The following is a 203-nucleotide window of genomic DNA, read 5'->3' on the forward strand; positions in this document are numbered from 1 at the left end:
AGCAAGATATTTATTCCCGCCTAAATTATCAAAATGAAAACCTGTATTTATTTCTGTGAATTTAACCTCTTGACCTGCTCGTTCTCGTACCCACTCAATAATTTTTCTAGTTGCTTCATTTTCATAAGGCGTATCAATAAAAGCTATTTCATCGTTTTCCATTTCAATAATCATTGAATTTCCATGGGATGGAAATTCAATGA

The 203-nt window shown here is 32.0% G+C and carries 1 pseudogene; it reads right to left on the reverse strand.

From position 1 onward, the window contains the following. Nucleotides 1-203 (reverse strand): annotated as a pseudogene (locus ACX6CF_RS26335) (MBL fold metallo-hydrolase); the annotation flags it as partial.

Source organism: Vallitalea sediminicola (assembly GCF_054408565.1).